This is a genomic window from Geminocystis herdmanii PCC 6308 (assembly GCF_000332235.1).
Taxonomy (GTDB): domain Bacteria; phylum Cyanobacteriota; class Cyanobacteriia; order Cyanobacteriales; family Cyanobacteriaceae; genus Geminocystis; species Geminocystis herdmanii.
In genome coordinates this window covers 2,204,407-2,229,382 of the sequence record NZ_CM001775.1, presented here as the reverse complement: position 1 = coordinate 2,229,382, position 24,976 = coordinate 2,204,407, and the positions used below count along the sequence as shown (strand labels likewise).

The window sequence follows — 24,976 nt, the reverse complement described above, 5'->3', positions numbered from 1 at the left end:
GGAGGATTGTGTTTTTTTTGAGTCAATAAAATTATTTTTAAAACCCACAAATATTGGGAATTTTTCTACCTGTCCACTTGTCCACTTGTCTACCTGTCTAGTTTTCATCATTTTCTTTATGTCGAACTGAGGTTATCTTTACCTGATACCTAACACCTTATCTTAACCGATAATTTTATAGTTCACTGAGGTTTCTATCCACCTGTCTCCTCACTGCCAATGACTTCATTGATAAGGGTTAACCAGTTTCTTTCTTCGATCGCAATATCTGGACTTTCAAGGGCGTTTTTGAGCCATTGTTTATCTTCGGAGGTAAAACTAACGGGGGAAAGGTGACATAAACGAGTTAAATCCCAACGCCATAATTTGAGAGTTCGATCGAGACTACCTGTAATTAAAGTTTCACCATCGGGAGTGATTTTGAGAGTGGTAATACTATTGGTATGTCCTGTTAAAACACCGATATTTTCGCCTTTTTTAATATCCCACAATCTGACAGTATGATCTTTACTACCGGTGGCTAACAATTCTCCATTTTCGCTGATGGTTAAACAAAAGATGCTATCCTCATGACCTGTTAAAGTGTGAAGTAGTTTATGGGTGGAAATAGACCAAATTTTTGCCGTTCGATCGTCACTACCAGTAACTAAACTCTTACCATCTGGAGTAATACCCAAACACCAAACTTTCCCCTCATGGGCTTCTAGTGTCGCTATTTCTACATTATCAGCTAAAGACCATAATTTCACGGTGTGATCTTGACTAGCCGTAGCTAAAGTATAATTATCAGGGGTGATAGCCATATCCCAAATACCGTCATGATGTCCAGTCAAAGTACATTGATGATCCCCGTTAGGTAATGACCATACTCTCACTGTATTATCATTTTTCCCACCAGCAGAAACTAACAAATTACCATCTCTACTAATCAATACTTTCTCAACTTCCCGTTGATGTCCTTTTAAGGGTTTAAATAATTTACCCGGAGGATATTGCCAAAGACGAATTTCTTGATAACTAGCACTGGCGATCGTATGAGCAGATTCCGTCATACTTAATGACCACACGGAAGCCACATTTGCTGATAAATTAGCCAACAAATTACCATCAGGCAAACGCCACATAGAAATGGTTTTGTCTCGACTACCACTAGCTAAAGTTGCCCCATCACCGCTTAAACAAAGGCTTGTAACCCCTTTTAAATGTCCCTTTAAGGTGTTTAATAATTGTCCTGTTTTAATATCCCAAAGACGAATAATATCATCCCCAGCACTGATTAACATTTGACTATTGGGGGTAATTTCGATGGAGTTTATCCCTTGAGTATGTCCTGTTAGGGTGTGAATACAACGAATTAACTTACCTTGAGGGGGAGTTTTGGTTTTGACACTTTTAACTATTTTACTAAACTGGGCGAACTTAATTTTCTGATCTGGTTCTTTGGGCAACCAGCGGTTATTTTCTAGGCGTTGGAGAATCGGTTTTGCTAAGATTATGGGAGTTTGAGGAATTAATAACCAAATTGTTTGCCAATGTTTTCCATTAGCTAAAACATCAATAAGTTTATCCCATTGCTCTAGGTTAATCTCTGTAATTCTGCGTCCTTCTTTTCCTCCTAAACGCATCCATACCCACTCTAAACGCTTATAAATTTTTCCGTGTTCATCGATGCGATGCTTTAATTCTTCGGGAGCATTATAGTAAATATCTTCTAACAATTTATATTCTGGGTCAACTTCCTGATATTTATCCCATAATTGAGTAAAATAGCAGAATAAAGCGGCTTGAGATGGTTCATTAGGGGTATAACTGCAACGGATAGCTACTTCTAAGGCTAATGAATTATCTTCTTCACTGGCAAGACGACAAACTTCTTCTTGTAATTCAGGATTAGTTAAATTACTACACCATTGTTTAGCGGTTTGTTGAATAAAGCTATCTTGATCATCGAAAAAAGAGATTAAAGGAGCAACAATTTTTTTTCCTTGTTCTTCAATAATACCTTGCCAACCCAAATTTAGAGCAGTTAAGAGTCTTAAAGATAAAGGTTTTGAGGCTACCCATGCTTTTAACTTTAAAATTTTACCTAGTTCAATATCCCTACTTTGCGCCCACACTCGAGACACGGTATCAATTAAATCTTTTTCCTGCATCTTGATTTGACGCAGTACACCCAATACGATATTTTGAAAATTTTTATCTTTATTAAACATTAAGGCTTTAGTTAAAGATTCTATGGCTTGAAGGCTTCTATCTTGAGCTAACTCCTTCGCTGCCTGTAGCCTAATGCGATCGCCAATTAAAGGAGTTTCATTATATAGTTTTTCTTCTAGTTTCTTTAACTTCTCGGCATCCATGAAATTTAGTCCAATGGGGTTGGCATACTAATTATATGTCAAAATTCGATCGAGTGAATCAATTTAATCACAATTAATTATGGTTAAGCTAAATCTCCTAGTCTCAACCAAATATTTAAAATTACAAGTTTCAATATATCAAGTTTAGATATATAATGATTTTTAATCACAGTGGTTTTACCACTAATCTCATAATTATCTTGATTTTTTTATGGGAAAAGATAGGAAAATAATACCTAAGAGACGATGTTTATAGAAAATTCTATAAAATTGTTCGATCGAAACCTATCTGATTACAGAAGTTAACTTTAATATTGAAGGATAAATAGTCTTTGAGTCAATCACTAGAAATTCCTAAACTAGATACTTTGGCGCAAGAATTAGCCGCTATTCAGCAAACTAGCTCGAAAAAAATAGCTTTGCTAGGTTCTCGTCATGTTCCCATAACTCATCAGCATTTAATCGAAATGATGAGCTATGCCCTTGTGTTAGATGGCAATCGAATCATTACTTCTGGGGCGACAGGGACTAATTCCGCCGCCATTAGAGGTGCAATGAGAGCCGATCCGAATCTGTTGACGGTAATTCTCCCCCAAAGTCTTAGCCGTCAACCGAGAGAATCTCAAGATCAATTAAATCAGGTTATTCATTTGGTAGAAAATCCCGATCATGATCATCTTTCTCTAGGGGAAGCTAGTGCTATTTGCAATCGAGATATTATTTCTCGCTGTCAACAGTTAATTTGTTTCGCTTTTCATGATAGTCAAACCTTGATGCAAACTTGCGAGGAGGCTGACGAGCAACGAAAATTAGTAACTCGATTTTATTTTGATTAATGAATTTTTGAGTTCGATACCAAATTAATCGATTAGGGAGATAGGAGATATTAATTAATTAAACATCGACCATAATTAAGAAAATGAGGGTTAAAACCCCTACTACAAACTTATTCAAAATCTTTTCTGAAAAAGTCTATTGATGAAAGTCGAAGTAGCATTAACTTAAAATCTAAAACCCACCCACATCAAAGATTTTTGTCTCGAACTCAGATTTATTATCTTTTATAATGCTGTAATAATTCTCGACGCAATTTGTCTAAGGCGTAGCAACTGCTTAGGTATCTGATGGCTTCTCGTCCTCGTTTTTCCCCTAGTCGCAGTTCATAACTTTCTACTTGTCGATCGAAATCGGCAATGGCAATATATACTAAACCTACAGGTTTGGTGTCTGTGCCTCCTCCCGGTCCTGCGATACCTGTAATAGAAATACTCCAATCTGTCTTAAATTTTTCTTGAACTCCTTTAGCCATTTGACGAGCTACGATCGCCGAGACTGCTCCGTATTCATTTAAAAACGTCTGGGAAACCCCTAATTGTTCTATTTTTACCTGATTACTATAGGCAATGACTCCCCCCATAAAATAGCTCGAACTTCCTGCTATTTCTGTTAACATGGCGCCTAATCCTCCCCCTGTGCAAGATTCTGCCACGCTGAGGGTTTGCCCTTTTTGTTGTAATAGTTTACCTACCACAGAAGCAAGACTATCGTCATCATAACCGAAATAGTCTTCTCCTGCGATCGACTCAATTTCTTTCGCTACGGGTAAAATCAAATTTTCGGCGGTTTCCTTATTCTTGGCTTTGGCGCAAACCCTCAACTTAACTTCTCCGAGGGAGGCATAGGGGGCAACGGTAGGGTTATTTAAAGAAAATAAGTGATGTACTTTTTCTGCTAAAGCCGATTCACCGATACCTCGAAAACGCATCATGCGACTATAAATAATATCTTGTCCCCATCCTTGACTTTTTAGATAGGGTACAGCAGTATCACGCCACATTTGCATCATTTCCGAAGGCACTCCCGGAAAGGTGAGAATGGTTAGGTTAGCCATAGGTTGCCAAATCATACCGGGGGCAGTTCCTGCTAAATTAGGTAATATTTGCGCTCCTTGAGGAATTAGGGCTTGTTTTCGGTTATTAGCCGTCATTTCTCGCCCTCTTTCGGCAAATTTCTTGGTTATATCCTCAATTATCTCTGGTTTTTCTTCTAAGGGTGCTTGAAAAAAAGAGGCGATCGCTTCTGTAGTTAAGTCGTCAGGAGTTGGTCCTAAACCGCCTGTAAAAATCAGGATTTGAGAGCGCTCAGAAGCAATTTTGATCACTTCATGAACTCGATCGAGATTATCCCCTACCACATTTTGATAGTAATGGGGAATACCTAAATTAGCCAATTCTTGGGCGATAAATTGAGAGTTACTATTAAGAATATCCCCTAATAATATTTCTGTGCCAATACAAATAATTTCTGCTGTCATAGTTAAATAATGGAGAATGGAGAATGGAGAATGGATAATGGATAATGGAGAATGGAGAATGGATAATGGAGAATGGAGAATGGAGAATGGAGAATGGATAATGAATAAGGGATAATGAATAAGGGAGACTTTTAATTGTTAATTGTTAATTGTTAATTTAGTTTGAATAGTAAAAATTGATTTTTTTGTTTGTCATTTTTAGAGAAATTGTTATCACTAACCATGATTAAACTTTGACTACCATCTGCTAAACGAGGTCCAAAAGTGAAGCCTTCTATATTATCTAATTTTATGGGTAATTTTTGCAAATCAAAAACTAATTTTTTGCGAATAGGAGTTATATTATTAAGATTATTTCCTAAACTTTTTTGATTAGAAATATCTGTAGCATTTGCCATAGATAATTGAAAAATTTTTACTCCATATCCTCTTAATCCTAAAGTCCTTTCTAAACTTAATAAATAGCCTTCTTCGGGTAGTGCTAACAATTCTGAAAGCCCGTTATAAAATACTCCTAAGGAGGGGTTATCTATTAAGTATAAATGTTCTCCTACTAACACAGGATCACCAAAGGGGTTAATGACATAGTGCATTAATCTCGATCGTAGCACGGTTTCAGGGTTATTTCGATCGACATCTTGCACTAAGGCGGATTCTGTCGCAGTAAAAAGTCTAAAGGGGTCTTGGGGCATGATACCATTAGCTTTGATGGTTAAAGATTCAAAACCTAAGTTATTTTCGATGCCTTTTTTTTCTCCTTCGATGGGGATATATCTTTCTGGTATTCTCACACTACTTTTAAAGTTTCCTTTTAAATCATATTCTTTAATAAAAGGAGGAGTATTAGTATTTTTTACTCCTTCACTACTAATAAATAAACTATTTCTAGGGCTAAATGCGATGGATTCTGTATCAGTAGTATTTTTTGGATATAACTCCCCTTTTTCATTCTTTAAAAAAGTGACATTTTCAATATTTATCTTGTTAATTTTATCGTTATTGAGATCAATATTTAGGGTATAAAAACGGGCAGGAGAAAAATTAGCTCTGTCATCAGAAATAGCATAAAAAAGATTTTTTTGAGGATTATAAGTTATGCCAGATAAACCGCCAATAACAGTATCTTGATAAGTAGAATCTTTTAAGTCATATTCTCCTAAAAACTCCATTTTTAAGTCTAAAAATACCCTATTTTCTGCTAAAATTTTTAAGTTATTAATACTAAAAATAAGAAGGAAACAACAGAAAATAATACTTAAGTTTTTAATAATTCTTATCATTTTTTAATCATCTAAATTTACCTGAGTTAACTATAAAAAACCTTTATTCTTAAAGGTTTAAGAGTAATAATAAAATAAATTTGACTTTATTTTCGTAAATTATAATTATACTTTCTTTGTGTATAAATAACATCAAAACCTTGATGTTTCAGTATGTATCGAATCTCCTATCTCCTGTCTCCTGACTCCTATCTCCTACCGTCATCTATAATTTAATGGTTCACCCTAAGTTAATAATAGACAAGATAGGTTAATATTTTAAAAGAAATAGATTATAAATGGCAGTTTAACGATGGTTAATATTTATTTTTCGTTGTTTTTCCCAGAGTTAACCGATAGTTTGTTTTCCACTCAGGGCATCATGGTAATGTTGTTAATAGCCTATGGTGGTGCGATGTGGATGTTTTTAACCAGTGCGCCCAAGGTTTATACTGTGATGGTGTCTGATGTGAATATTGCCAAACAATTTTACGAGGAATTACTAGATTTACCTATTGCTGATATTCCCCTTCATTATTACTATAACTATGAGCAAAGTTTAAGTGCTAGTACCTTTGATCCTATTTATATGGGATCAACTTTTAATAATACTATGCCGAAGCCTAGTGATGGATTATGGTATCAACTGAAAAAAAATACCCAACTCCATATTATCGGCGGCGCTGGTTTGGGATATAAGGATTGTCAACGTCATGTTTGTTTCGATCGAGAGTGCCTAGACGCATTATTATTAAGGGTACAATCTCGCCGTTTAAAGTACAAAATTCGTCAGGAAACCCCCCTCAATTTTTTAGTGAAAGATTACGATAACCGAGTTTTTGAAATGGCAGAAGTCAATAATTAATGGAAAATGGAGAATTGAGAATGGAAAATGGTGTTATTTATCAAATAAGTTTGTAGTGATGGCTTTAGCCATTGATAAATAAGGGTTAAAACCCTCACTACGAACTTTTTAATTGTGAATTGTTAATTGTGAATTGTTAATTAATATCGGGTGCTTTTAAAGCAACAAATTGAGATTTGTTTTCGGCAACTTGTAAACTGGGTACGGAATGACGTAGTAATGCTGTCAATTTTTGAGTACTAGCATCATAAATTTGGGTGACGATTTTCGGGTATAATCCAATACCGATGATGGGAATGAGAAGACAAGCAATAATAAATACTTCCCTAGGCTCGGCATCGACTAATTTAGTATGAGATACTAATTCTTTGTTTTCTTCTCCGTATAAGATTTCTCTTAACATCGATAGCAGGTAAATGGGAGTTAAGATGACACCAACGGCGGCAAGGGATACCATAATTACTTTGAAGGTGAGGCTATAAGCGTCACTGGTGGCAAAGCCGATAAATACCATCAATTCTGCTACAAATCCACTCATACCGGGTAGTGCAAGAGAAGCCATAGAGCAAGTTGTCCACATGGCAAATATTTTCTTCATCTGTTGCCCAATTCCCCCCATTTCGTCTAACATTAGGGTATGGGTTCGATCGTACGTTGCACCTACCATAAAGAATAGACTAGCACCGATTAAGCCGTGAGAAATCATCTGTAACATTGCTCCGCTCATACCAATATCGGTAAAAGAGGCAATACCAATCAACACAAATCCCATGTGAGAGATGGAGGAATAAGCAATTTTACGTTTCAGGTTACGTTGGGCAAAGGAAGTAAAGGCGGCGTAGATAATGTTTACTACCCCCAAAATAATTAAAATTGGGGCAAAAGTGGCATGGGCATCGGGTAACATTCCTGCGTTCATGCGAATTAAGAAGGCATAACCTCCCATTTTTAACAAAATCCCTGCTAGTAACATATGGGCAGGGGCGGTAGCTTCTCCGTGGGCATCGGGTAGCCATGTATGGAGGGGAAAAATAGGTAGTTTGACACCGTAGGCGATTAATAACCCTGCATATAACAATAACTGAAGGTTAAATCCTATATCTTTGTGTGCGATCGAAACCATATCAAAGGTGACGGTATCGCCATAAAAAGCCATGGTTAAGGCCGCTACAAGGATGAATAACGAGCCTCCGGCGGTATAAAGGATAAATTTGGTGGCCGCATACAAGCGCCGTTTACCACCCCAAATGGAGAGGATAAGATACACTGGCACTAATTCCAATTCCCACACGAGGAAGAAAAGTAACATATCTTGGACAGCAAACACGGCAATTTGTCCGCCATACATTGCCAACATGAGGAAATAAAAGAATTTAGGCTTTAAACTGACAGGCCAAGCCGCTAGAATAGCTAAGGTAGTGATGAAGCCTGTGAGCAAAATTAGAGGCATGGATAAACCATCAGCACCTACTGACCATTTTAGGTCAAGATCGGCAACCCATGTATAACTTTCGACTAATTGTAAGTCGGGGTTATTGAAGTCATAGCCTTGATAAAAGGCATAGACAATTAAAACGAAATCGATTAAGGCAACGGTTAAGGCATACCATCTAACGGTTTTACCATCTTTATCAGGAATAATGAAGACGAATAAAGAGGCAATGATAGGAAACAGAATAATGGTTGTTAGCCAAGGAAAATTTGTTAAATCCATTTGTAAGTAAGTTGCTGTATAAATGCTTATTAGTTATCTAGTCTATGGTTTTTAAATTAGTTATAGACTTGTCTCAATAGTTAGATAATGAGCCTATATCAACAATCTAGCAAGATTTTTTCAGAATCTAACAATTTTTTATGTTAATTTTTGTTTTTGATTCTAAATAATACATTTGACTTCTTCCCAAAAAAATTTTACTTGTTTGTAGTAAGGGCTTCAGCCCTGATTTTTCATAATTGTTAGAGTAAGGGTTAAAACCCTCACTACAAACTATTTTTTTGAGATGTTTAATTGACATTTTTCGATCGTATTTTTAGTACTAATAGAGGGTAAAAAATCTTTAAACCAATTATTAATAATGCCCATTTTTTGCTCAAGATTAACAGAATTATTAACAAAATTTTCCCAATCTGGATCATTTTGCGGAATAATTAAACCATATTTTTCACAAGTAAAAGGAGGGTCGGGTGCTAAAATAAAATTATGATTTTCTCCTAAGGGTAATCTTTGGGCGATCGATTGACCAAGTAATAAAATACCATCATCAGCAAAAGCATCTATTCTTCCTTGTTTTAACGCCTGTAAACCTCTTTCACTGCCTCTTAAACCTTGAAATAACTCAAAGTTTGCTTGGGGATATTTTTCCTTAATAAATATTTCTGTGGTGGTGTTTTTTAGTAAACCAATTGTAAAATCTTTCCCGTCAGAATTGATTAAATTTTGTTGTTTATCTTTGGCTACGATAAACTTAATTCCAGAGAGAAAAAAAGGTTCAGAAAAACTTACTTGATAATCTTCTAATTTTCTAATAGTATTAGGTCCACATTCAAAATGAACAACGTTATTTTCGACGATACTAAAACGATTATCTAAACTAGAAACCACTAAATTAATACTAATAATATCTCGATCGAGCTTATTTCTCAATTCTTCTCTGATGATGCGAATAACATCAACGCAAATTCCCCGTAATTCTCCATTAACACGATAACCGAAGGGAATGGCATCGTTTCTGACTCCTACTTTTAATAAACCTGTGCGATTAATTTCTTCTAAAATTGTTTCCCCTTTAACATCAACCATAGGAAACAAGCCCAATGTGCAAATACTAACAGTCAAAAAAGTTTTAATAATCTTATGTTTAATGATCATATTTTTGGAGATTATTGATATACCTCACAATAACAAAATAACCTTATAAAGTAACAGGCAACGGCTAAAATTTTAGTGATTTTCAAGAATTAATAAAAATTACAAAGTGACGTTGGGAAAAAGATAACGGGTAAAAACTAATAATAAAGCGATAATTATTCCTCCCGCAATCGATCAAACTACAAATTCTATATTGCCCAATCGTTTATCTAAACTTGAGTATTTAACATTAAGATTAGTTTCTAAACTTGATAATTTATCATTAAAATTAGTTTCTAAACTTGATAATTTATCATTAAAACTTGTTTCTAAATTATTAACTTTTTGATCAAGATTATTAACTTTTTGATCAAGACTATTAACCTTTTCATCGATTTTTGCTAGGTTTACTTTGATTTGGTTAACATCATTAGTTAAATAATCAATTTTGCTTTCTAACCTTGATAATACATCTACGATACTAACTTCGATGGTTGGATTCATTTTTTATACCTCAATTCATCTTTAATTTTAAACTTTTTTCTATCTCCTTTTGGATACGGGCTAGAAGCCCGTTTTACGCTGTCGAACTTTATGGATAAAATGTTAAGGTGGGTAAACCTAAATCTTCAGCCCATCCCATCATTAAGTTTAAACATTGTACCGCTTGTCCTGCTTGTCCTTTAATTAAATTATCGATGGCAGACATAACAATTACGCGCCCTGTACGAGTATCAACTTCAATGCCCAGATAAGCCAAATTTGTACCACAAGCCCATTTTGTTTGAGGATAGATACCATTGCCTAATACCTTAACGAAACTGGAATTACGATAAAACGCCGTGTAAATAGTGAGTAAGTCTTCTGTAACTAACCCCGGATCTCTTAATGTGCCGTAAACGGTGGACAAAATCCCCCTAGGCATGGGGATTAAATGGGGGGTAAATTGCACTTTTACTTCATTTCGGGCTAAATCTGAGCAAATTTCTTCAATTTCTGGGGTATGACGATGTTTTGCGACTCCATACGCTCCCAATGAGCTATCCGCTTCCGCTAGGAGTAAATTAATTTTGCCTTGTCTGCCTCCTCCAGACGTGCCAGATTTAGCATCGATGATGATGGTTTCTGGGAGTACTAAACCTTGTTTTAACAGAGGTGCAAGGGCTAATAAACTGGCGGTAGGATAGCATCCTGCACAACCGATTAAGCTACTTTTTTTGATGTCTTCTCGATATAATTCGGGTAAACCATAAACAGCTTGAGATGCGATCGAATTATCTTTTCTTTCGGTTTTATACCATGCGGTGTAGGTATCTAAATTTTTAAAACGATAATCGGCGGATAAGTCTAAAACTTTACATCCTTTTTCGATGAGAGGAGGCGCAATGTCACAAGCCAAGCCATTGGGTAATCCTAAGAATACCACATCACAACGGGAGGCGATCGAGTCGATGTCAATGGGTTCGATTTTGGTTTTAACTCGATGTTGTAAATGGGGATACAAATCCCCGTATTCTTTTCCTGCACTACTATCTCCCCCAAGATAAACGATTTCTACTTGAGGATGTTCTAATAAAATTTTTACTAACTGTACACCACCATAGCCCGAAGCGCCCACGATACCGACGGATATTTTTTTTGATTCGCTCATGATTTTCCCGATAATTTCAACTTTTGCTGAATTTTAGTACGAAATTAACCAGTTCGATCGAATTATTCTTAATTTTGCCCCATATTATTTTGATGAGAAGTTGGGGAGTTGGGGAAACACAAAGACAGGAATACAGGAAGATAAGAAGATAAGAAGATATTTTCTTAATTCTCCATTCTCCATTCTCCATTCTCCATTTTCCATTCTCAATTTTAATAAAACATGAATATCAGCAAATATTTGTCAAAGAAAAGAAATCTAATTTTATTGCCCTTAATTTTATTAGGTTATTTCCTATTACGCCCTGCACCTTCTTTTAAATCTCACATTGAAAAATCAGATAGTATTAGAGGTGTTTGGGTAACAAATATTGCAACCTCTTTTTTTCATCATACAACGTTATTAGATAATGTTTTTGCTCATTTAGCTAAGTCTGGTTATACCCATGTTTATGTTAGTGCTTATGGCTTTGGAGGCACACTTTATCCCTCTCAACACATCAAAAGTAACCCGTTAGTTGTGCCACCATTTACAGATGTTTTAAAAGCCTCAGAAAAAGAAGCCCAACGTCAAGGCTTAAAATTATATGCTTGGTTAGAGTATGGTTTAATGTTGATGTCTAATGATTCTATTGCCATAAATAATCCAGACTGGTTATTAAAAACTGCTTCAGGAGAAACCGTTGTTGATGGATTTGTCTGGCTTAATCCTGAACATCCAGACGTACAACAATATATTTTAGCCATGATTGAAGAAGTTGCTAGTTATAAAGGTTTAGCAGGAATACAGTTTGATGATCATTGGTCTGTACCTCGTCAATTCGGTAATTATACTACGGCGATGAATGAACTTACAGCTAAGGTTAAACAACGTCTGGAGAAAATTAATCCTGATTTTGTTTTTAGTTTATCTCCTAATCCTTACGGTTTTTCTAAAGAAAAATATAATCAAGACTGGTTAAAGTGGGCGAAACGAGGATATATTGATGAGGTTGTGATTCAAATATATCGATCGAATGCGGAAGAATTTGAACGATCAATCCTTACTTCTGAAATTCATCGATTACCAAAATCAATGCCCGTAGCCATTGGAATTTATGCGGGTAACTTTGGTAATTTTAAGACATCTTCAGAAATACAGAAGCAAATAGATATTAGTCAAAGTTTGGGTTACGGATTTTCAATCTTTTGTTGGGAATATAGAATTTTAGGTACTTTGTCCGCTAAAGAATAAACTAGGATAATCAACATTAATATCTTATTTTTTGTCGATTGTTATATAATTTTTGGTGAAACTATATCAAATTATTCTATTCAACCAGTGAAAAAAAATCATTTAATCAATCTATTTCTCACGGGGTTAATTACCAGTCAAATGGTGGCTATTCCTCATCTTGTTAATACTTCCCCAGCTAATGCAACGGAAGATAAAGAAGTCTTAATGGCACAAAATAGCACAGGATTAACTCAAGAAAAAATGACGGAAATCCTAAGTTCGATCGAAAAAGCGGAAAAAGAGGAAAATTTAGCAGAAATTGTCAATTTTTTTAGTCCTTATATTCTTTCTACGGTGACTATGGACTCAGATAATACAACCGTTATCACTTCTTTACAAGGTAAAAAAGAACATGAATTTTATCTTAAAAATAGTTTTGACAGGGTAAAAGACAGAGAAGTTATCAATTCTTACACCACTACAAAAATCACCGAAGATGGACAAATGGCTGTAGTGACAAGAATTAGAGGCACAAATTTAACCACAGAAGAAGGACAAAAATATCTGTCTGTTAGTACCGATAAAATTCGTTTTGCTTTAATTGATAACGAACCTAAAATTATCAATCTTGAAATAAAAGGGTGGTTAGAACAACTACCTTAATTCTCTATTATTAACTATATATACAAATAAATCGATGAAATCAAAAATTTTTACTATAGGCACGATCGCAACAACTGTAATTACAGGGATAACATTTTCCGTTAAACCCGCTCAAGCTAGTTTCGGAGATTTCATGTTAGGAGTTGGGGCAGCAACAGGAGTAGGCGCCATTATTCGGAGTAATCAAAGAGCAACTCAAGAACGATACGGACCTTCAACTCCTCAAGAAGAATATTTCAGAGGTCGTCAAGACGGTTTTAATGGCTTAAGATATGATAATCCTCGCAATTCCTCCGATTATTCCAGAGGTTTTAATGAAGGTTTAAGAGCAAGACAAGGAAGATAATAAATTAGGAATTAGGAATTAAGAATTAGGAATTAAAAAAATTATCGATTTAAAGAATGTTAGAGAAATTGGGAGAAATTCCCCGTTGGTTACGTCTAAGTTTAATTTTTCCTTTACTTTGTTTAAATGGGTTTTTATTAACTCTTTTAATCAATTATTTTCAACCTATTTTTAGTTTTTTAATAATTGCTAGTATTCTCGCTTTTTTACTAGAATTATTGATCAAATTATTAATTCAAAAAGGTGTTAAAAGAGCTTTAGCGATTACGATCGTTCTCTTATCTGCTTTATTTGTTTTAATTATCACTACTTTTATCTTACTACCGATTTTGAGTCAACAATTACAAGAACTTTTAATTAGTGCGCCTAAATGGGTTGATCAAGCTAATAAATATCTTTTATCAGAATTACCTATTTTTGATAAACTTTCTATTAATGTGGACTCGATTATACAACAAATAACTAGCAAAATTTCTACTATTATTAAAACCGTAGGAGGGCAAACTGTTAATATTTTATTCACCACGATTAACAGTGTGTTTAATGTTTTATTTATTCTAATTTTAACTGTATTTTTATTAATAGGAGGAGAGAAATTTTGGCTAGGAATTTTTAGTTGGTTTCCCGAACCTTGGCACGAAAAAATCCCTAATTATTTAAGCGAAACTTTCAAAGATTATTTTTTCAGTCGTTTAATTTTAGTTGGTATTGCTAGTATTGTGCGAGGTTTTATTTTCGTTTTACTGGGTGTACCCTATGCTATACTGTTCGCCTTTGGCATTGGTATTGCTAGTTTAGTACCTTTATTGGGGGGCATTGTTACTCTTTTAGGTACTTTATTATTAATTTTTAAAAGTGGTCAATTAGCCCTATTATTTTTTATTTGTGCTACTATTATTGACCAACTCACTGACAATGTTTTTGCTCCTCGTATTATGGGAGAATTAATTGGTTTAAATCCTGTTTGGTTAATTATTTCTCTTGTTATTGGTGCAAAAATAGGAGGCTTATTAGGGGTATTTTTAGCCGTACCTTTAGCTAGTGTAATTAAAAAAATTATCGATGATTTTCGATCGCCCCAAGAGTTTATTAACAGTGAAGAATTAATTAATAATGAAGAGTTAATTATTGATCATGATTAAAAATTTTTTGTATTTGATCGTTTGAATTATCTAAACTAATTCATTATTTTTCATAATGATAACGTGCTTGTAAAAAGTCAATATATTCTTGTCTAATACGATAGACTAATCGATGTTCTAAATCAATTCTACGAGACCATGTGTCAGAATCTAAAAATTTAAGTACTTCTGGTTTTCCAATGCCTTCTAAGGGTGATTTCATAATAGCCTCAATCAAATCAAGAATCTTATTCGCTTTTGTTTTATCTGTACGATACCACCAATTCAAATCTTCCCGAAAACGAGGATGAAAAACTGGAAACCTTACTTTAACTTGAATAGATTGAATTTCGATAATTTTTTCTTTTTGGTTTTCACCTTTTTTCTTTTTACCTTTCAATCCCTAACTCCTCACATAAATCTTTTACAGTATGGGGAGAAGGAGATTGTTGTTTATCCCATTGTTTCGAATCTTCTAAGGCTTCTAATAATCTTTGGGCATTGGTTGGCGATCGCAATAAATACACAGTTTCTAAAAGACTAGATAAATCATCAGCACCTATCAAAGCAATATCTTTATGATTACGACGCTTAATAACGGCGATACTATTATTATTTTCGACTTCATTAAGCAGATTCGCTAAATTTTCCCGTGCTTGAGTATAACTTGTTTCTATGGAGAACATTTTAAACAACCTGTACAGTTATTCCGTACATTATTTTATCCTTTTAGTTTACCTCAAAATTAAAAAAAAATTACTGAACTAATTTAAACTTTTTTAAGGTGATTTCTAATAATAAATATACCTCCATGATCCCCCCTAACCCCCCTTAACAAAGGGGGAATTATACAGAAGATGGGTAAATTCTTTCTCGTAAATCGCCTAAGTTCATCATTAACAATTTAGATAAGTTAGGGTTGAATATTATTCAACCCCGACAGCAACAAATATATTTATTATCTATGTCTTATTTATTTAACGATCGAGCCAAAATCAGCTAAGATACGACTATAATTGCGCAATAACCCTAGCAAATTGAGACGATTATTTTTCACACTCTCATTTTCAGCCATGACTAAAACGCTATTTTCCCCATCAAAAAAGTTACTAATTTTAGGATTAATTTCTAGTAAAGCATCCGTTAATAATTGATAGTTACTTTCATTTTTAGCTTGTTGACTAATAGGAGATAATGTCACTAAACCTTGATATAATTCTTTCTCAGAAATAGACTCAAATAAATCTGCATTAATTACTTTATCAGGATTTAATTCTTGACTATTTAAACTACCTTTAGATGCTAATTTAGTCGATCGATTTACTGTTTCATAAATTTGAGCTAGAGTACCATTATTACGAATTTGTTGTAAAAATAAAGCCCTATCTCTTATGTCTAATAAATTATTTAAAGCCCTTTCTATATATTCCGAATCATTGTCACCTAATACAGCATTTACTAAGTCATAATCAATGTTTAACTCGTCTTGTAAAAGAGTCTTAATTCTTTGCACAAAAAACTCTTTAATAGTATTTAAAGGGGATTTTTTTTCTTCATGGGCAGTCACAAATTCCTCACAGGCTTGAGTTAATAATGTCTGCAAATTGAGATGAAGATTACCATACCATGTAATGTTAATGATAGCATTTGCCGATCGTCTCAAGGCAAAAGGATCACTCGAACCCGTAGGAATCATACCTAAACCGATTATACTCACAATAGTATCAATGCGATCGCTAATACCCACTACTTGCCCATTCAAAGTTTGAGGCATCGTATCCCCTGCATTTCTCGGTAAATAATGCTCAAAAATTCCCTTAGCCACCGTAGAAGATTCACCGCTAACGAGGGCGTATTTTTCCCCCATAATCCCTTGCAATTCAGGAAATTCATACACCATTTGCGTTACCAAGTCAGCTTTACACAAAGAAGCAGTACTTTCAATTTCTGTACGTTGTGTTTCATTGAGGTTTAATTGTTCAGAAATTTGTTGACTAATGGCGATGATACGATTAACTTTATCGTGCATTGAGCCTAAATCTTCTTGAAAAGTTACCGTTTCCAATTCGGGTAAATAAGTCTCTAAATGATCATCGCAATCAGCTTGGTAGAAAAATTGAGCATCCGCCAACCGCGCTCGAATAACTTTAGCGTTTCCTGTGGCGATAATGTCAGATTTTTTGGGGTCTCCGTTAGAAATAGTGATAAAATAAGGTAATAATTCCCCATTTTCGTCTTTAATGGGAAAATAACGTTGATGTGTCACCATGACAGTACTAATGACTTCTGCAGGTAATGCTAAAAATTCTGGCTCAAATTTTCCTAATACTGCGGTGGGATATTCTACTAAATTAGTAACTTCTGTCAACAAATCGGGGTAAATTTCCGCTTTTCCTCCTACAGTATCCGCTAATATTTTTATTTCTCCTTCAATCTTGGTTTTTCTCTTATTTACATCCGCTAACACATAAGCATTTTCTAAGGATTCTACATATTTGTTTGGGGAGGCAATGGTGACGGGAGAAGGATTTAAAACACGATGTCCTGTTGTCACTCGATCGCTGTTTAAAGTAGTTGAACCACTGACTAATTCAATGGGCAAAATTTCTTCATCCCAAAGGGCAATAATACTACGAATGGGACGGGGAAAACGCAAGTCGCCATCACTCCAACGCATAAACCTTCTACCTTCTAACTTGGTAATCCATTGGGGTATTAAATCCGTTAAAATTTTTGTGGTTTTTTTTCCTTCAGTTTTTTTGTTTACAAAGATAAATTCTCCTTTATCGGTGGTTTTGATGTGAAAATCCGTCACCGAAACCCCTTGTTTTCGGGCAAAACCTTCGGCGGCAGGGGTGGGTTTACCATCTTTAAAGGCACTGTTTACAGGAGGACCTTTTATTTCTTCTTCTCGATCGAGCTGTTTAATTTCTAATCCTTCAATAAATACAGCTAATCTTCTAGGAGTACCATAAATCTTAACATCTTTTGGGGACAAAAATTCATCGCTCAAATTTTGTCTAATTTTACTTTGCCATTGCTTAATGGCACTATCGATAAAATCTGCTGGTAGTTCTTCTGTACCAATTTCTAAGAGAAAATTCGGCATATTTTAAAATTTTTCTATAATCACTTTTCCTTTAATTATCAACTATTGTCTCTCAATAATCAATGTTTCAAGATCAGAGATAATTGATAATGAATAATCCAGATAATTAATTAGATAAATTAGCTTTATTTACTTCATTTTGACAATGTTCACATAAGCCAAAAAACTCTAAAGTGTGATAGTATAGTTTAAAGTTTTGAGATGCACACCAGTTCGTTAACTGCTTATTTATCGGACAAAAATCCTCTTTTAAAAGGCTCGATCGACCACAATTTACACAGTTTAAATGATGATGATGGGAGTCTTTTATCAACTCATATAATGACTCACCATTAGGAGTTATTCTTTCTTGAATAATTCCTTGTAAATGTAAATATTTAAGAGTTCGATATACCGTGGCTAAACCTATTTTAAAATCTTTTTCTTTTAAATTCATATGTAAATCTTGAGCCGTTATTTCTCCCTTTAATTGTTTTAAAAATTCTAAAATATTTTGTTGATTTTTTGTAAATTTAACAAACATTGTATTAGCTGGATTTATATACTTATGTTTTACTGTTTATTGATCTAAATAAACTATTTTTTAAAAAGTGATAATTTTATCAGTTATTAATTATAAAAGTTAACAACTTATCTAGGATTATCCTTATTTGAAATCTAGGATAATTGCTATACAAATATTATTATCCCATATAGTAGTTTGATTTAATAAAATAAATTTTGATTCGATCGAACAGACAAGAATAAATGAAAGAAGAAATAGTTTTCAGTATTGTTAAATAATTGTCAATTTTTTTAAAGATAAATAAATAATACCATAATTAGGAAAATTTAAGTTATAATAGATTAACTAAATTAACGTATAATGTGATGGAAGGAAATCAAGAAGTAAAAGTTCAACTTAATGATATATTAAAGTTAAAATTAACTGCTATTAACCAATTTTTTCTTCATGCAAGAATGAGCAAAAGTTGGGGATTAAATAAACTCAATGAGTACGAATATCGTTATTCTATTAAGTTAATGAAACAAGCGGATAAAATTATCGAACGTATCTTTTTCCTCGAAGGTTTGCCTAATTTACAAAGTTTAGGAAAGTTACTCATCGGTGAAAATGTGCCAGAAATTATCGCTAATGATTTAACCTTTACCATGGAAATAGCTAATAGTCTTCGTAATTCTATTAATTTTTGTGAGTCAACACAAGACTATGTAAGTCGAGATTTATTAACAGAATTATTAGAAGAAACAGAGGAAGAAATTGACTGGTTAGAATCTCAACAATGGTTGATGTCTAATTCAGGGGTAGAAAATTATTTACAATCAATGATTTAAGGAGTTTTTCATGAAAGGAAACATAAAAGTTATTAAACAGCTACAAAAACTTTTACGGGGTGAATTAGCCGCTAGAGATCAATATTTTACCCATTCTCGAATGTATCAAGACTGGGGTTTAAATAAGTTGTTCGATCGTATTGATCATGAAATGCAGGATGAAACCCACCACGCAGATATGTTAATTAAGCGTATCTTGTTTTTAGAGACAACTCCCGATTTATCTGAACAAGATGGCTTAAATATTGGTTCAAATGTACCTGAAATGCTCAAAAGTGATCTTGATTTAGAGTATAAAGTAGTTAGTGACTTAAAGGAAGCTATCGCTATTTGTGAAGAAGAACAAGATTACCAAACTAGAGATATTTTAATGGTTATCCTAGCAGATACCGAGGAAGATCATGCTTACTGGTTAGAAAAACAACTAGGTTTAATTGACAAAATCGGTTTACAAAACTATTTACAATCTCAAATGTAGAGGATTATCTTCCTTAGGGAGAAAGTAAACACAAAGTTTGATATGATAAGGAGAGTAACCGATAGTAAGATCAATAATATGGCTTATCAATTACCAACACTTCCTTACGAATATACAGCTTTAGAGCCTTGCATCTCTAAAAGTACCTTAGAATTTCATCACGATAAACACCATGCAGCTTATGTTAACAACTTTAACAACGCTGTACAAGGTACAGAATTAGACTCTAAATCCATTGAAGAAGTCATCAAAATTACGGCTACCAATCCTAGCCAAGCTGGTATTTTTAATAATGCCGCTCAAGCATGGAATCATAGTTTTTATTGGCAATGTATGAAACCCAATGGGGGAGGCACTCCTAGCGGTGCATTAGCCGATAAAATCAACGCCGATTTTGGTGGTTTTGATAAATTTGTAGAGGCTTTTAAAACCGCAGGTGCTACTCAATTTGGTAGCGGTTGGGCATGGTTAGTTTTAGATGGTGATACTTTAAAAGTAACTAAAACTGGTAACGCTGATAATCCTTTCACTGCTGGGCAAACTCCTTTATTAACCATGGATGTATGGGAACACGCTTACTATTTAGACTATCAAAATAAGCGCCCTGATTATATCGGTGATTTCTTAGGTAAGTTAGTTAACTGGGATTTTGTGGCAGAAAATTTTGCTCAAGCAACAGTCTAGTTTTAATGAGGATAGGTGTTAGGTTTTAGGTGTTAGGTTTTAGGTAAAATAATGTCATTCACCTTTATTATTTATAGCAATCCTCATCTCTCATTTCATTGACTAATATAACTCGATCGAACCCATTACTGTTAAACTTATCGATGTTGGTGGAAAAACCGACGGGGATAACCAATTATATAAATAATATTATACCTTATTTTGCTTTTTTACCCTATACCAGTTTATTAGCAGAAAAATATAATAATTCTAACTATCAAAATCCTTATTTTATTAGTGAAAAATTTAGCCCAGATTATGGCAGTAAAGGGCATTTTTTCCGATTGAAATGGACTCAATTTAATTTACCAAATATCTATCATAAATTAGAGTCAAATTTATTGTTTTCTCCTGTACCAGAAATGCCTTTATTTAGCAAATGTAAGGCTATTGTCATGGTTCATGATTTAATCCCTTTACGGTTTCCGAAAAAAAATTCTCCCCTAACTCCTTATTTTCGTTACTATATTCCTCAAGTTTGTCGTCAAGCTGAACATATTATTTGCAATTCTCAGGCAACGGCAGACGATATTATGAATTATTTTCAAATTTCAGCTCAGAAAATTACGCCTATTTATCTAGGTTATAATCAACAAAAATTTCGAGTAATTGATAACTTAAAAAATGAGAATAAAACACCTTATTTTCTCTATTTAGGCAGACATGATCCCCATAAAAATGTTAATAGAATTATCTCGGCTTTTGCTAAGTTTAAAGATCATCAAAATTATCAACTTTGGTTAGCAGGACCAAGGGACGATCGATATACCCCATTATTACAACAACAGTCGATCGAACTAGGCATAGAAACTCAAGTAAAATTTTTAGATTACGTTAGCTCTCAAGATTTACCGATAATGATTAATCAAGCTCAAGCCCTTGTTTTTCCTACCCTTTGGGAAGGCTTTGGGTTTCCCGTATTGGAGGCGATGGCGTGTGGCACTCCTGTGATTACATCTAATATTTCTTCCTTACCCGAAGTAGCAGGGGATGCTTGTTTATTAGTAAATCCCCATGATATTAATGAGATTAGTTGCGCTATGAACACCATAGCAAAAGATGAGGGAGTTCGATCGAACTTGAGGGAATTAGGCTTAAAACAAGCCCAAAAATTTACTTGGGAAAAAACAGCCCAAGAAACCCTAAAAATTATAACAAATATGGGATAAGTGAACACCTGACATATTTAGGATTTGATTTTCAGAAAGCTATTAAAATCAGAAGTATATATTTCATTTTTTATTCATTTACAGATAAGCCGAGAATTTTCTTCAGCTTAAACCATTTTTGTCTTAACCGCCAAAATTTACTACTTTTCATCGCCTCTAACATAATTTCCGATTCAGTTAAAATCCTTTGAGTTTCCTTTAACTGTTCCTCTTTGTAAGACAATAAAAGACGAGTCAATTCTAATTCTCGACTAAGACTATCTAAAGCAATATCCCCATAAATTTTCTCAAAATATTTCCCTCTTAAATATTGTTGATTATCGTTAATAACATCATCAATTGATTTTGTCAAAATCTCTGGTTGTCTATTTCCTAAATCCTGTTGCTTATTCTTATTTTTAGCTAGTAAATCATTATATAAATTAGAGTATTTTTCGGCTTGGATAGATAATCGGTAATTAGTTTCAATTTCTCTTCTAGCATTCATTCCCATCATGCGACATTTTTCAGGATTATTAATTAATTCAATAATTTTTGTTGCCATTAAATCTAAATTATAAGCAGGTATTAAAATACCATTAATATTATCTTTGATTAAATCAATCATTCCTCCCACGGCAAAACTAATCACCGGAGTTGCACAACTCATCGCCTCTAACATTGTATTGGGAAAATTATCTTCTAAAGACGGTAAAATAAATATATCCGCCGCAGAGTAAATTAAACTTAAATCTCGATCGTCATCAATATTACCCCAATTAATTACCTCAATTTCTAATTCTTTTAAAGCCTCAGAAGGTTCACCAAAACAAGCAATTTTTATTTTACCATTAGTGATTAAATAATTAATATTAGCATCTTTTTTTAACAACTTAAGATATGTAAATAACTGAGAAAAACCTTTTCTTTTTTCCTTGCCTGTCATCGCTCCAATTAGTAAAATAAAAATCTCTGAATTAATATTTAATTTCTTTTTTGCTTCTTTTTTTTCAGTGGGAAAAAATACATTTTCATCAAGGGAATAAGGGATTGTTTCTACTCGATGATGACGAAAAAGTTTACTTTTTTTTACACATTCTGTTAACCATTGACTAGGAGTAACAATAACTAGATTAAGAGGAGAAAATAAGTCTATTTTATCTTGTAAAAGATGATACGGTAATTTATAAAAATCTTCCTGTAATTGAGGGCAAGAATGACAATCTTCTTGATAGCCTTCACATCCAGCACTGTAGTGACATCCCCCGGTAAATGCCCACATATCATGAAAAGTCCAAACCACAGGCTTCCTTAACTCGATAAGTTGTCGAATGGTAAAGGGGGAGAGAAAACCACTGGTTATCCAATGTAAATTAATAATATCACTATCTTTGACTATATCACAATGTCTCAATTCATATCCAGAATAACCTAGGGAGAAAAGGGTATTAGAAATTTTTGTGCGATTATAGTCAATATAGTTTTTTTGGATTAAATCACAATAGAATTGAGATTCATTTTGACCTGTATAAATATCCCATTGAGACACGAGAGAATCTGATGAGGCTTTATATAGGCATAGTATTCGAGAATCCTTGGCTATAGTTAATAAGCCTTGATGTAAACGATAAGCTGCCCTTGCTGCACCCCCTTGCATTTCAAACGTGCTAAGATGAACTATTTTCATGTACAATTAACAATTAACAATTAATAATTAACAAACTTCTTTACTCCCTACTCCCTACTCATCAACAGGTAAGCCGATATTTTTCTTGATTTTGAACCATTTTTCCCTTAATTGCCAAAATTTACTGCTTTCCATGGCAACTATTCTTTCTTTTGCTTCATAGAGACTGTATTCTATCTTTTCTATTTCCTGTTTAAGTTTTTCATCATCATAATAAATAATTACTTCTCCACTTGATTCCTCCTCTGTGTTATTTTCCTCTAATTGACGCAGAAAATTTTGACACTCGTTTAATTTTTGTTGCGATCGATCTAATTGAAACTGTAAATCATACACTTGAGATGGTAAATCCTGCAATTGTTGTATAGCAGTTAATAGTATATATATTTGTCGAGATGTCCACTCTTGAGGAGGAATTTTCCCTAAATATTGTCGTAAGGAATATTTTGCTCGATCATCTATTTCGGAGGTAGAATGTTCGTTAACGTGATATTCATAGAGAGGATAAGGATAATAAATAATTTTTTTACCCGTGACAACGGCGGCAGTGAGAATTTCCCAATTTTGAGTGGTGATAGCTTTATCTTCAGTATGATCAAATTTTTCTAATATTTGCCGAGAAAAGAGGCAACATTCTCCACCATAGACATTTTTTTGCATCATAGTCGGAAGTGTGCCTCCTGAATAACTAACAATTTTCTCCTCTTTGCCTACTTCTTTTTGGGCGCTAGTAACTATATCCCCTTGATTATTAACAGCAGTTTCGATAAATTTTTCTACGGTTTGAGGATAGAAAGTGACTTGGGGTGAGAAAAAGAGGAAGTAATCCCCAGTGGCTTTAGTTAAAATTTCGTTGCAAGTTTTGCCAATGCCTTTGCGATGGGAATGGGAAATAAATTGATAATTAGGATAAAGAGATGAAGCATGATTAAATAATTCTTGAGAATTTTTATCTTTGGAATGATCATCGATAACTATAATTTCTATATGAGGATAGGTTTGCATTTCTAAACTGCTTAAACAGTCAATTAAATATTCCCCTTGTTGATGACTAATTACCCCAATGGTGACTTTTGCCGTTGTTTTCTCAAAAGGTTTTGCTTGTTGAAAAGCAGTTTCTATATAATTTATTTTTTCTTCTAGCAGTTTTCGGTTAATATTTTCTAAGGTGCTTTTTTCTGCTACTTGGGGATATTGAGGATAAGATTCGATCGCACTTTCTAATTGTGTTTGTAAAGACTCCTCATCTTTCGGTTGAAACCAATATAAACAATCTTGACGTTGCACTAACTGTAAAGTTTCCCTAAAACCTCCCGTATCAGATACTACTAAGGTAACAGGCAACTGCCCCATTTCTAAAGCAGTATTCGGAAAATTTTCTTGAGGGCTAGTTAAGCATACAATGGCACTATCCAAATCTCGAATATATTGAATCGCCTGTTGACTATAAAAATTGCTGATAATCTCATAACTAACAACTCCTTCCAACTCCCTTTTTAAATATTCTTCACTGTTTAAATGCTTTAATTGGGCAGAGTATAAAGCTACAACTTTACCCATAAAAATAACCTTAATTTTTGCTCTTAATTCATCTTGTAAACCTTGAATAGCTTGAACAAAAGTGCATAAACCCTTTCTTTCCTCTAATCTGCCGAAAAACACTATAGGGATAGATTGACTCTCTATATTTTCTCCAGAAACTTGATTTTGAATCCCACTAAATTGATCTTTTGAACTCATAATATTAGATGCTTATTGTCTAAAAAACTATATAAATATTTTATGATTATAATATTTTTTACTTAAATTAAAATACTATTTTTTTTGAATAAAATTGCTTTGTAACAATATTAGTCA

Annotated in this window: 23 protein-coding genes; 10 read left to right on the top strand and 13 right to left on the bottom strand. The window is 33.8% G+C overall.

Features of this window, described 5'->3' with window-relative positions; genetic code table 11:
- Positions 1 to 194: 194 nt before the first annotated feature.
- Positions 195 to 2,357, bottom strand: coding sequence for a WD40 repeat domain-containing protein (locus tag SYN6308_RS11080; RefSeq protein ID WP_017294511.1), 2,163 nt, complete (start codon positions 2,355 to 2,357; stop codon positions 195 to 197).
- Between the two features lie 332 nt (positions 2,358 to 2,689).
- Here SYN6308_RS11080 and SYN6308_RS11075 point away from each other — a divergent pair, with 332 nt between their 5' ends.
- On the top strand, positions 2,690 to 3,193 hold the full coding sequence (locus tag SYN6308_RS11075; protein ID WP_017294510.1) for a DNA-processing protein DprA: 504 nt from the start codon (positions 2,690 to 2,692) through the stop codon (positions 3,191 to 3,193).
- A 218-nt stretch (positions 3,194 to 3,411) separates the two neighbouring features.
- On the opposite strand, the gene SYN6308_RS11070 is transcribed toward SYN6308_RS11075, so the two are convergent.
- Together SYN6308_RS11070 and SYN6308_RS11060 are read right to left on the bottom strand one after the other, a co-directional pair.
- Positions 3,412 to 4,671, bottom strand: coding sequence for a competence/damage-inducible protein A (locus tag SYN6308_RS11070; protein ID WP_017294509.1), 1,260 nt, complete (start codon positions 4,669 to 4,671; stop codon positions 3,412 to 3,414).
- Positions 4,672 to 4,823: 152 nt separating this feature from the next.
- Positions 4,824 to 5,951, bottom strand: a complete 1,128-nt coding sequence (locus SYN6308_RS11060; protein ID WP_017294507.1) for an esterase-like activity of phytase family protein — start codon at positions 5,949 to 5,951, stop codon at positions 4,824 to 4,826.
- Positions 5,952 to 6,243: 292 nt separating this feature from the next.
- Here SYN6308_RS11060 and SYN6308_RS11055 point away from each other — a divergent pair, with 292 nt between their 5' ends.
- The gene (locus SYN6308_RS11055) at positions 6,244 to 6,795 is read left to right on the top strand and encodes a hypothetical protein (RefSeq protein ID WP_017294506.1); all 552 of its coding nucleotides are present in this window, start codon (positions 6,244 to 6,246) and stop codon (positions 6,793 to 6,795) included.
- A 136-nt stretch (positions 6,796 to 6,931) separates the two neighbouring features.
- Here the strand turns inward: SYN6308_RS11055 and SYN6308_RS11050 are convergent, their stop codons facing one another.
- From SYN6308_RS11050 to argC, 4 genes are all read right to left on the bottom strand, one after another.
- Positions 6,932 to 8,509, bottom strand: coding sequence for an NAD(P)H-quinone oxidoreductase subunit 4 (locus SYN6308_RS11050; protein ID WP_017294505.1), 1,578 nt, complete (start codon positions 8,507 to 8,509; stop codon positions 6,932 to 6,934).
- A 273-nt stretch (positions 8,510 to 8,782) separates the two neighbouring features.
- Entirely contained in the window at positions 8,783 to 9,664 is an 882-nt protein-coding gene (locus tag SYN6308_RS11045) for an amino acid ABC transporter substrate-binding protein (RefSeq protein ID WP_017294504.1), read from the bottom strand.
- Positions 9,665 to 9,838: 174 nt separating this feature from the next.
- A complete protein-coding gene (locus tag SYN6308_RS11040; RefSeq protein ID WP_017294503.1) occupies positions 9,839 to 10,147 on the bottom strand; it encodes a hypothetical protein in 309 nt (102 codons plus the stop codon).
- Positions 10,148 to 10,235: 88 nt separating this feature from the next.
- Positions 10,236 to 11,294, bottom strand: a complete 1,059-nt coding sequence (gene argC, locus SYN6308_RS11035; RefSeq protein WP_017294502.1) for an N-acetyl-gamma-glutamyl-phosphate reductase — start codon at positions 11,292 to 11,294, stop codon at positions 10,236 to 10,238.
- Between the two features lie 222 nt (positions 11,295 to 11,516).
- On the opposite strand from argC, the gene SYN6308_RS11030 reads away from it, so the two are divergent.
- The 4 genes from SYN6308_RS11030 to SYN6308_RS11015 all read left to right on the top strand — a co-directional run bounded on the left by SYN6308_RS11030 (position 11,517) and on the right by SYN6308_RS11015 (position 14,660).
- The gene (locus SYN6308_RS11030) at positions 11,517 to 12,527 is read left to right on the top strand and encodes a glycoside hydrolase family 10 protein (RefSeq protein ID WP_017294501.1); all 1,011 of its coding nucleotides are present in this window, start codon (positions 11,517 to 11,519) and stop codon (positions 12,525 to 12,527) included.
- Positions 12,528 to 12,614: 87 nt separating this feature from the next.
- On the top strand, positions 12,615 to 13,172 hold the full coding sequence (locus tag SYN6308_RS11025; RefSeq protein ID WP_017294500.1) for a hypothetical protein: 558 nt from the start codon (positions 12,615 to 12,617) through the stop codon (positions 13,170 to 13,172).
- Between the two features lie 34 nt (positions 13,173 to 13,206).
- A complete protein-coding gene (locus SYN6308_RS11020; RefSeq protein ID WP_017294499.1) occupies positions 13,207 to 13,518 on the top strand; it encodes a hypothetical protein in 312 nt (103 codons plus the stop codon).
- 56 nt (positions 13,519 to 13,574) lie between these two features.
- Positions 13,575 to 14,660, top strand: coding sequence for an AI-2E family transporter (locus tag SYN6308_RS11015; RefSeq protein WP_017294498.1), 1,086 nt, complete (start codon positions 13,575 to 13,577; stop codon positions 14,658 to 14,660).
- Between the two features lie 43 nt (positions 14,661 to 14,703).
- Here the strand turns inward: SYN6308_RS11015 and SYN6308_RS11010 are convergent, their stop codons facing one another.
- The 4 genes from SYN6308_RS11010 to SYN6308_RS10995 all read right to left on the bottom strand — a co-directional run bounded on the left by SYN6308_RS11010 (position 14,704) and on the right by SYN6308_RS10995 (position 18,271).
- Complete coding sequence (locus tag SYN6308_RS11010; protein ID WP_017294497.1) at positions 14,704 to 15,039, bottom strand: Txe/YoeB family addiction module toxin; 336 nt, start codon at positions 15,037 to 15,039, stop codon at positions 14,704 to 14,706.
- Positions 15,029 to 15,325, bottom strand: coding sequence for a type II toxin-antitoxin system Phd/YefM family antitoxin (locus SYN6308_RS11005; RefSeq protein WP_017294496.1), 297 nt, complete (start codon positions 15,323 to 15,325; stop codon positions 15,029 to 15,031). The genes SYN6308_RS11010 and SYN6308_RS11005 overlap by 11 nt, the downstream gene beginning before the upstream one ends.
- A gap of 287 nt (positions 15,326 to 15,612) precedes the next feature.
- On the bottom strand, positions 15,613 to 17,748 hold the full coding sequence (gene glyS / locus SYN6308_RS11000; protein ID WP_017294495.1) for a glycine--tRNA ligase subunit beta: 2,136 nt from the start codon (positions 17,746 to 17,748) through the stop codon (positions 15,613 to 15,615).
- Positions 17,749 to 17,854: 106 nt separating this feature from the next.
- Positions 17,855 to 18,271, bottom strand: coding sequence for a Fur family transcriptional regulator (locus tag SYN6308_RS10995; RefSeq protein ID WP_017294494.1), 417 nt, complete (start codon positions 18,269 to 18,271; stop codon positions 17,855 to 17,857).
- A gap of 347 nt (positions 18,272 to 18,618) precedes the next feature.
- On the opposite strand from SYN6308_RS10995, the gene bfr (SYN6308_RS10990) reads away from it, so the two are divergent.
- From bfr (SYN6308_RS10990) to SYN6308_RS10975, 4 genes are all read left to right on the top strand, one after another.
- Positions 18,619 to 19,083 (top strand): bacterioferritin, encoded by a 465-nt coding sequence (gene bfr, locus SYN6308_RS10990; protein ID WP_017294493.1) that lies wholly within the window; start codon positions 18,619 to 18,621, stop codon positions 19,081 to 19,083.
- A gap of 10 nt (positions 19,084 to 19,093) precedes the next feature.
- Positions 19,094 to 19,561 (top strand): bacterioferritin, encoded by a 468-nt coding sequence (bfr, locus tag SYN6308_RS10985; protein WP_017294492.1) that lies wholly within the window; start codon positions 19,094 to 19,096, stop codon positions 19,559 to 19,561.
- 78 nt (positions 19,562 to 19,639) lie between these two features.
- Positions 19,640 to 20,245 carry a superoxide dismutase gene (locus tag SYN6308_RS10980; protein WP_017294491.1) on the top strand — a complete coding sequence of 202 codons (606 nt, stop codon included), beginning with the start codon at positions 19,640 to 19,642 and terminating at the stop codon, positions 20,243 to 20,245.
- 143 nt (positions 20,246 to 20,388) lie between these two features.
- Positions 20,389 to 21,453, top strand: coding sequence for a glycosyltransferase family 4 protein (locus tag SYN6308_RS10975; RefSeq protein ID WP_017294490.1), 1,065 nt, complete (start codon positions 20,389 to 20,391; stop codon positions 21,451 to 21,453).
- A 70-nt stretch (positions 21,454 to 21,523) separates the two neighbouring features.
- Here the strand turns inward: SYN6308_RS10975 and SYN6308_RS22310 are convergent, their stop codons facing one another.
- Both SYN6308_RS22310 and SYN6308_RS10965 read right to left on the bottom strand, forming a co-directional pair.
- Positions 21,524 to 23,119 carry a glycosyltransferase family 4 protein gene (locus SYN6308_RS22310; RefSeq protein WP_017294489.1) on the bottom strand — a complete coding sequence of 532 codons (1,596 nt, stop codon included), beginning with the start codon at positions 23,117 to 23,119 and terminating at the stop codon, positions 21,524 to 21,526.
- A 54-nt stretch (positions 23,120 to 23,173) separates the two neighbouring features.
- Positions 23,174 to 24,859, bottom strand: a complete 1,686-nt coding sequence (locus SYN6308_RS10965; RefSeq protein WP_017294488.1) for a glycosyltransferase — start codon at positions 24,857 to 24,859, stop codon at positions 23,174 to 23,176.
- Positions 24,860 to 24,976: the final 117 nt, after the last annotated feature.